The 8,627-nt window shown below is 73.8% G+C and carries 6 protein-coding genes; 5 read left to right on the top strand and 1 reads right to left on the bottom strand.

Annotated features, from left to right (window positions below):
• Positions 1 to 27 precede the first annotated feature (27 nt).
• The 5 genes from DMH12_RS35130 (at position 28) to sucD (ending at position 7,421) form a co-directional block, all read left to right on the top strand.
• Positions 28 to 2,475, top strand: a complete 2,448-nt coding sequence (locus DMH12_RS35130; RefSeq protein ID WP_260474459.1) for a DUF5682 family protein — start codon at positions 28 to 30, stop codon at positions 2,473 to 2,475.
• Positions 2,472 to 3,641 carry a VWA domain-containing protein gene (locus tag DMH12_RS35135; protein WP_125495373.1) on the top strand — a complete coding sequence of 390 codons (1,170 nt, stop codon included), beginning with the start codon at positions 2,472 to 2,474 and terminating at the stop codon, positions 3,639 to 3,641. The genes DMH12_RS35130 and DMH12_RS35135 overlap by 4 nt, the downstream gene beginning before the upstream one ends.
• Positions 3,642 to 3,812: 171 nt before the next feature.
• On the top strand, positions 3,813 to 4,736 hold the full coding sequence (locus DMH12_RS35140; protein ID WP_260474458.1) for a hypothetical protein: 924 nt from the start codon (positions 3,813 to 3,815) through the stop codon (positions 4,734 to 4,736).
• Positions 4,737 to 5,323: 587 nt separating this feature from the next.
• Positions 5,324 to 6,508, top strand: a complete 1,185-nt coding sequence (sucC, locus tag DMH12_RS35145) for an ADP-forming succinate--CoA ligase subunit beta (protein WP_125495374.1) — start codon at positions 5,324 to 5,326, stop codon at positions 6,506 to 6,508.
• A 28-nt stretch (positions 6,509 to 6,536) separates the two neighbouring features.
• Positions 6,537 to 7,421, top strand: a complete 885-nt coding sequence (sucD, locus tag DMH12_RS35150) for a succinate--CoA ligase subunit alpha (RefSeq protein ID WP_125495375.1) — start codon at positions 6,537 to 6,539, stop codon at positions 7,419 to 7,421.
• A gap of 69 nt (positions 7,422 to 7,490) precedes the next feature.
• Here sucD and DMH12_RS35155 read toward each other — a convergent pair.
• Positions 7,491 to 8,627: helix-turn-helix domain-containing protein (locus DMH12_RS35155; RefSeq protein ID WP_185832731.1), on the bottom strand; the 1,137-nt coding region annotated here is incomplete at its 5' end.

Here is an 8,627-nt window from a genome sequence, read left to right on the forward strand (position 1 = left end):
GGCGGCCCGGTGGGCGAGGGGGACGGTGTGACGGGCACTGACCGCGGAAGGGCAGACGGCGCGCTCGGACCGGTGCTGCTGGGTGTGCGTCACCACGGTCCGGGGTCGGCGCGGGCGGTACGGGCGGCGCTGGAGGCGGCCCGGCCGGGGACCGTGCTGATCGAGGGGCCGCCCGAGGCCGACGCGCTGATCCCGCTGGCCGCCGACGAGGACATGCGGCCACCGGTGGCGCTGCTCGCGCACGCCGTGGACGAGCCCGGCCGCTCGGCCTTCTGGCCGCTGGCCGAGTTCTCCCCGGAGTGGGTGGCCCTCCGCTGGGCCCTGGAGCACGACGTGCCGGCCCGCTTCATCGACCTCCCTGCCGCGCACTCGTTGGCCCTGTGGTCGGCGGACGAAACGCAGGAGGAGGACACGCAGCAGGAGGACGCGGAGAGGGAGGACGCGGAGAGGGCGGCCGAGGAGCAGGGATCGGGCCCGGGGGACCCCTCCGGCGCGTCGGCCCCCGAGGTCCGGGCCGACCCGCTCGCCGCCCTCGCCGGGGCCGCCGGTCACGACGACCCCGAGCGCTGGTGGGAGGACGTCGTCGAGCACCGGGGCCACGGGGGCGGCGACGGGGACGCGCTCGCGCCGTTCACCGCGCTGGAAGAGGCCATGGGTGCCCTGCGGGAGACCGAGGAGGGCGGCGGACACGACGCGCGGGACCGGGTGCGGGAGGCGTACATGCGGCTCCAGGTGCGGGCGGCACAGCGGGAGTCCGCCCGCGGCGTCGCCGTGGTGTGCGGGGCGTGGCACGTGCCCGCGCTCCGCCGCAAGGTCACCGCCACCGCCGACCGGGCCCTGCTGAAGGGGCTGCCGAGGACCAAGGTGGACCTGACGTGGGTGCCCTGGACGTACCGACGGCTGTCCCGGTCCGGTGGGTACGGGGCGGGCATCGAGTCGCCCGGCTGGTACGCGCATCTGTTCGGCGCGGTGGACCGGCCGGTCGAGCGGTGGCTGACCAAGGTGGCCGGGCTGCTGCGGGACGAGGGCCGGATCGTCTCCTCGGCGCACGTCATCGAGGCGGTACGGCTGGCCGGGACGCTCGCGACGCTGCGCGGGCGCCCGCTGGCCGGGCTGGGCGAGACGACGGACGCCGTGCGGGCGGTGATGTGCGACGGCTCGGACGTACCCCTGGCGCTGGTCCGGGACCGGCTGGTGGTGGGGGACGTGCTGGGGGAGGTCCCCGCGGGGGCGCCCGCCGTGCCCCTGCAGCGCGACCTGGCCCGCGTCCAGCGCCGGCTGCGGCTCAAACCGGAGGCGCGGCGAAGGGAGCTGGAACTCGACCTGCGCAAGGACACCGACGCGAGCCGCAGCAGACTGCTGCACCGGCTGCGGCTGCTCGGCGTCGGTTGGGGCGAGCCGGCCGCCTCCCGGGGCAGTACGGGGACGTTCCGGGAGACATGGCGGCTGCGCTGGGAGCCGGAGCTGTCGGTGCGGGTCGCCGAGGCCGGAGTGTGGGGCACGACCGTGCTCGCCGCCGCGACCGCCAAGGCGGAGGCGGACGCCGTCACCGCGCGCGACCTCGCCGAGGTCACCGCACTCGCCGAACGCTGCCTGCTGGCCGGGCTGCCGGCCGCGCTCACGCCGGTGATGCGCATACTCGCCGACCGCGCGGCGCTCGACACGGACGTCGGTCACCTCGCGCGGGCCTTGCCGGCCCTGGTCCGCTCGTTGCGCTACGGCGACGTGCGCGGTACCGACACGGGTGCGCTGGCGGAGGTCGCCGCGGGGCTCGCCGGGCGCGTCTTCGTCGGCCTGCCCGCGGCCTGCGCCGCCCTGGACGCCGACGCGGCCGACGAGATGCGCGGCCATGTGGACGCCGTGCACGGAGCGGTGGGCCTGCTCGGCGACACCTCCGCACCGGGCCACGGCGGCCTGCGGTCCCGCTGGCAGGCGGTGCTGCGGACCCTCTCGGCGCGGGACATCGTGCCCGGTGTCGTCCGGGGGCGCGCCGTGCGGCTCCTGCTGGACGACGGTGTGCTGGCGTCGGACGAGGCCGCGCGGTCCATGGGCCTGGCGCTGTCCCGGGGGACACCACCGGCGGACGCGGCGGCGTGGATCGAGGGCTTCGTCGGAGGCGGCTCGGGCGGCGGCCTGCTCCTCCTGCACGACGAACGGCTGCTCGCCCTGGTCGACACCTGGCTGACGGGCGTGGCGGCGGAGGCGTTCACGGAGGTGCTGCCGCTGCTGCGCCGCACCTTCGCGGCCTACGAGCCGGGCGTGCGCCGCAGCCTCGGTGAGCTGGTCCGGCGCGGACCGGTAGCGCGGGGGAGGGTGACCACGGCCGGCCCCGGCATACCGGGCTTCGCGGCCGGCCTCGACACCGAGCGCGCCGACGCGGTGCTCCCGGTGGTCCGGCTGCTGCTGGGCCTGGCGGGCAGTGCTCCGGCGCACGGCCTTGACGGGAACGACGACCTGGTGGAGGTGGACGCATGACGGCCGAACCGGCGGGGGCCGACGCCGCGCAGGAGCGGCTGCGGCGGTGGCGGCTGGTACTGGGCGGGGACCCGGCCGACGGCACCGGCCGCACGCTCTCCGGGCAGGACGCCGCGATGGACGGGGCGCTCACCGCGCTCTACGGGAAGGAGGCCGCGGCGCGGGGCGGACGGGACCGTGCGGCGGGGCTCGGCGGCTCCGCACCGGCCGTCGCGCGCTGGCTGGGCGACATCCGGACGTACTTCCCCTCCTCCGTCGTGCAGGTCATGCAGCGGGACGCGATCGACCGGCTCGGACTCGCCACGCTGCTGCTGGAGCCGGAGATGCTGGAGGCGGTGGAGGCCGACGTGCACCTGGTCGGCACGCTGCTCTCGCTCAACCAGGCGATGCCGGAGACGACGAAGGAGACGGCGCGAACCGTCGTGCGCAAGGTCGTCGAGGACCTGGAGAAGCGGCTGGCCTCCCGCACCCGGGCCACCCTCACCGGCGCCCTGGACCGCAGCGCCCGCGCCACCCGTCCCCGGCACCACGACATCGACTGGAACCGCACGATCTCGGCCAACCTCAAGCACTACCTGCCGGAGTACGGCACGGTCGTGCCGGAGCGGCTCGTCGGTTACGGGCGGGCGTCCCGGTCGGTGAGGAAGGAGGTCGTCCTCTGCGTCGACCAGTCGGGGTCGATGGCGGCATCGGTCGTGTACGCGTCGGTGTTCGGGGCGGTGCTGGCGTCCATGCCGTCGCTGGAGACCCGGCTCGTCGTCTTCGACACGGCGGTCGTCGACCTGACCGACCAGCTGGACGACCCGGTCGACGTGCTCTTCGGCACGCAACTCGGTGGCGGTACGGACATCAACCGGGCGCTGGCGTACTGCCAGTCGCGGATCACCCGGCCCGCGGAGACCGTGGTCGTGCTGATCAGCGACCTCTACGAGGGAGGCATCCGGGACGAGATGCTCGGACGGGTCGCGGCGATGCAGGCGGCGGGCGTGCGGTTCGCGACGCTGCTGGCCCTGTCCGACGAGGGGGCGCCCGCCTACGACAGGGAGCACGCGGCGGCGCTCGCCGCGCTGGGGGCACCCGCGTTCGCCTGCACGCCCGACCACTTCCCGGAGGTGATGGCGGCGGCGATCGAGAGGCGGCCCCTGCCGATACCGGACGCCGGGTGACGATTCGTCCATCCGGGGTGGCCCGATTCCCGCCGCTGAAACGGACATCGCTACCCATCGGTAATGAGGGGCTTGCGCACACCGCGGAGTCCCGTGCGAGGATCGCGCGTCATCGGCGCGTTGTTCGACGCGCGAGCCGTTCCGCCGCCGCACGGGAGGAATCTCCCCCTCTTGATCTGGTCAGCCGTCCTGCCCGGTGCCGTCCTGCCCGGTGCCGCCCTGCGCGTGATGCGCTCGGCGGCCGGGCGGCGTGCCCTGCACGTGGCGCTGCTGGTGGGCGGGTTGTTCGTGCTCGGCGTGGTCTGCGGGGAGCGGGCACAGGCGGCCGACGGGGCGCCCTCCCTGCGGGACACCGTGCGGCAGGTCGTGGACGTGCCGGTGGAGCGTCCGGCGACTCGGGCGCCTGAGCCGGCCCTCCTCCCGCCGAAGGACGCGCTCTCCGCCGTCGGGGACGTGGTGGATCGGACGACCGAGCGGCTGCCCTTGCTCTCCGCCGCTTTGGACGCAGACCCGGGCTTCTCCGGCCCCGGCCTCACGGACCCGGGCTCCTCCGATCCCTCGGCACCCACGTGGCCGTCGTCGCCTCCGCTGCCGGAGCTTCCGGACCCGTCCGCGGCCGGCGGTTCGGACGGTCGGACCGACCCGTACCTTCCGGACGATCGCCGGCCGGACCCGGCCGGGGCCGACGACTCCGCGCACCCTTCCGACGGAGCCGGCACCTCCGACGCCGCCGGACCCCGCACCGCCACCGCGGTCACCGGGCCTGACGCCACCGGCCACGCGGCACCCGTCGGCCCCGCCCCCGTCGCGGTCGAGGCGCACGCACAACCCTCGCCGGCGCACTCCGGCGGCCCCCGCGGAACCACCCCGGCGCCCACCGACGGCGCCCCCGCCCGGCACGCGCCCACCGGCGCCCCCGACGGATCGCTGGGTACCGCGACCGGTGCCGACCAGGGGATGCCCCGTCACGGTGACGCGCACGCGGTGACCCCGCAGCACCGGATCCCGTTCCGGCTCGTACCCGTGGTGACGGAGCGTGCCGACGCGGGCGAGACCCGGGATCCGTACCGGGACATACCCGTCTCCCCCGCCTAGCCGGCGGAACCTCCCTGCCGCGAGCGCGCGTCTGAGGCCCCTGGGGCGGATGCGCCCGACGGGCGTCCGCCGCGCCCGCGCCCTCGCACTCCCGCAGGTCAGCCGTACCCCCGTCCCACCCACAGACTCCGCGAAGCGGCAGCCCGAGACGGCCGAAAGCCGTCGGCCTCCCTCGGGCCGGAACTCCGCGGATGGGTCGGCCGGTCCCCATTGGGGTGGGGACCGGCCGGCCCGCACACCGGAGACCCGCACCCCTGCGGGCCTCCGGGCCCACGGGCCTCACCGGGCTAACCCCAGCCCGGTGAGGCTCCCCGCGTCCCGTTTCGCATGCGCCCCGCACCCCGCCGAAGCCGCTCACATCCGGCACCGCGTGCCAGTGAGCGCGGCATCATGTGACAGGCATCACCGCTCAGGTGTGACCCACGATTTAGGGACCCCCGGCATGCGGCGATAACCTGCGAGACGGACATGCCGCGCGCTCGGTCACCGTGTGCGCTCCCCTTGTGACACAGCGGACGTCACGTTGCCCTTCGCGGCACGCCCACGCATCCAACGAACCGCGAGATCACTGATAGGGACGGAAGCGCGTGGACCTGTTCGAGTACCAGGCGAGGGACCTCTTCGCCAAGCACGATGTACCGGTGCTGGCCGGTGAAGTCATCGACACGCCTGAGGCGGCGCGCGCGATCACCGAGGGTCTGGGCGGCAAGTCCGTCGTCAAGGCTCAGGTGAAGGTCGGTGGCCGCGGCAAGGCCGGCGGCGTGAAGCTCGCCGCCTCCGCGGACGAGGCCGTCGCCCGCGCGACGGACATCCTCGGCATGGACATCAAGGGCCACACGGTCCACAAGGTGATGATCGCCGAGACCGCTCCGGAGATCGTCGAGGAGTACTACGTCTCCTTCCTCCTCGACCGTGCCAACCGCACCTTCCTCTCCATCGCCTCCGTCGAGGGCGGCGTGGAGATCGAGGAGGTGGCGGCCACCCGTCCGGAGGCCGTCGCCAAGACGCCGATCGACGCGATCGACGGCGTGACCCCCGAGAAGGCGCGCGAGATCGTCGAGGCCGCGAAGTTCCCGGCCGAGGTCGCCGACAAGGTCGCCGACATCCTGGTCAAGCTGTGGGACACCTTCATCAAGGAGGACGCCCTCCTGGTCGAGGTCAACCCGCTGGCCAAGGTCGCGGGCGGCGACGTCATCGCCCTCGACGGCAAGGTGTCGCTCGACGACAACGCCGAGTTCCGCCACCCCGACTTCGAGGCCCTCCACGACAAGGCCGCCGCCAACCCGCTCGAGGCGGCCGCCAAGGAGAAGAACCTCAACTACGTCAAGCTCGACGGCGAGGTCGGCATCATCGGCAACGGCGCGGGTCTCGTCATGAGCACCCTGGACGTCGTCGCGTACGCCGGTGAGGCGCACGGCAACGTGAAGCCCGCCAACTTCCTGGACATCGGTGGCGGCGCCTCCGCCCAGGTCATGGCGAACGGCCTGGAGATCATCCTCGGCGACCCGGACGTCCGCTCCGTGTTCGTCAACGTCTTCGGCGGCATCACCGCCTGCGACGAGGTCGCCAACGGCATCGTCCAGGCGCTGAAGCTCCTGGAGGACCGCGGCGAGAAGGTCGAGAAGCCGCTCGTCGTCCGTCTCGACGGCAACAACGCCGAGCTGGGCCGCAAGATCCTCACCGACGCCAACCACCCGCTGGTCCAGCGCGTCGACACCATGGACGGCGCGGCCGACAAGGCCGCCGAGCTGGCTCACGCCGCCGCCAAGTAAGCACTCAGGACGAGGACACCAACACACCATGGCTATCTGGCTCAACAAGGACAGCAAGGTCATCGTCCAGGGCATGACCGGCGCCACCGGCATGAAGCACACCAAGCTCATGCTCGGCGACGGCACCAACGTCGTGGGCGGCGTGAACCCGCGCAAGGCGGGTCAGTCCGTGGACTTCGACGGCACCGAGGTACCGGTCTTCGGCACCGTCAAGGAGGCCATCGAGAAGACCGGCGCCAACGTCTCCGTCATCTTCGTGCCGGAGAAGTTCACCAAGGACGCCGTCGTCGAGGCCATCGACGCCGAGATCCCGCTGGCCGTCGTGATCACCGAGGGCATCGCCGTGCACGACTCGGCGTCGTTCTGGGCGTACGCCGGCAAGAAGGGCAACAAGACCCGCATCATCGGCCCGAACTGCCCCGGCATCATCACCCCGGGCCAGTCCAACGTCGGCATCATCCCGGGCGACATCACCAAGCCGGGCCGCATCGGCCTGGTCTCGAAGTCCGGCACGCTGACGTACCAGATGATGTACGAGCTGCGCGACATCGGCTTCTCGACCTCCGTCGGCATCGGTGGCGACCCGATCATCGGCACCACGCACATCGACGCGCTCGCCGCGTTCGAGGCCGACCCCGAGACCGACCTGATCGTCATGATCGGCGAGATCGGCGGCGACGCCGAGGAGCGTGCGGCCGAGTACATCGCGAAGAACGTGACCAAGCCGGTCGTCGGCTACGTCGCGGGCTTCACCGCGCCCGAGGGCAAGACCATGGGCCACGCCGGCGCCATCGTCTCCGGTTCGTCCGGCACCGCCCAGGCGAAGAAGGAGGCCCTGGAGGCCGCGGGCGTCAAGGTCGGCAAGACTCCGACCGAGACGGCCAAGCTCGCCAGGGAGATCCTGAACGGCTGACCCCGCCTTCCCGTACGGCACCGAGCGGGCCCGTCCTCGCGGAGGACGGGCCCCTCGTCGTACCCGCGGTCATTCGAGCCGTGGAGTCAGCCGCTCCGGCCCGTCCTGCATCTGGTCGCGCAGCTTCTGCCGCAGCTCCAGTTCCTCGTCCGACAGCGCGCCCGGTGCCACCTTGGGCGGCACCCCGCGCACCGTCTCGCCGGGGGAGACCGGCGGCTCGTAGTGCGTGGGCGCGGTGCGCAGGGTCAGCGCGGTGGTGCCGATGAGGGCGACGGTGAAGGCGATCGCCGCCCGGGTCCAGAACCGGGCCCGGCGTTCGCTGCCCACCCTTACCGTCGGCGGCTTGGCCGCGCGCAGCCGCTCGTTCGAAGCCACCTCGGCCAGCCGCCGGTGCAGCACCTCGGGGTCGGCCAGTTCGGGCAGCCGGTCGGCCATCGCCCTGCGCGCGTTCAGCAGCCGGTTGGCCGTCGCCGGAGTGCTCGCCTCCGTCTCCGCCGCAGTCTCGGGCAGGTCCAGGCCCACGCCGTCGTACAGGAGGAGCGTCCGGCGGTGCCGCGGGGGGAGCCGGAGCAGGGTGTTCAGGAGCGTGCGGTCGCCGGGGTCGGCGGGCGGCGGCTCCGGGCGGTTGCGCGGGCGGAACCGCTGCCAGGGCGAGAGCGCGTACTCGTACGCCACCGCCCGCACCCACCCCACCGGGTCGCGGTCGCGGGCCACTTCCGGCCAGTTCTCCCAGGCGGTCTGGAACGCCCGCTCCACCGACTCGCGCGCCAGCTCCCGGCGGCCGGTCAGCAGGTAGGTCTGCCGTACGAGAGCGGGGGCGCCGAACTCGTAGAGCGCGTCGAACGCCTGAGCGGGCGTCAGCGCGGCCGGCTCCGGCGCCGGTTCCGGTTCGTCTTCCTGCCGCTCTTTTGCGGGTAGCGCCTTCGCGGGCAGTACGAGGCTCTCGGTGTCCTCGGCCGGGCTCCCCGGGCCGGTGCGGACGGCCACGACGACGGGCACCGGTGCCGGCTTCGCCGCTGCCGACTCCTCCTCGGCCAGGGCCTTCAGCAGTTCCGCGTACTCCTCCCGTCTCCGGCCGCGTGGTGTCGTGCGACCGCTCTCCCACGTACGGACCGTCGCGCGGGTGACGCCCATCCGGTCCGCGAGCTGAGCCTGCGTCAGCGAGGCCGCCTCGCGCAGGCGTCGGCGGGCCTTGGGGGGTGGGAG

This window comes from Streptomyces sp. WAC 04229, from assembly GCF_003947455.1.
Taxonomy (GTDB): domain Bacteria; phylum Actinomycetota; class Actinomycetes; order Streptomycetales; family Streptomycetaceae; genus Streptomyces.

Bases quoted from the DNA above. Each gene is read 5' to 3' on its own strand.
- DMH12_RS35135 (WP_125495373.1), top strand. From the start codon at position 2,472: ATGACGGCCGAACCGGCGGGGGCCGACGCCGCGCAGGAGCGGCTGCGG.
- sucD (WP_125495375.1), top strand. From the start codon at position 6,537: ATGGCTATCTGGCTCAACAAGGACAGCAAGGTCATCGTCCAGGGCATG.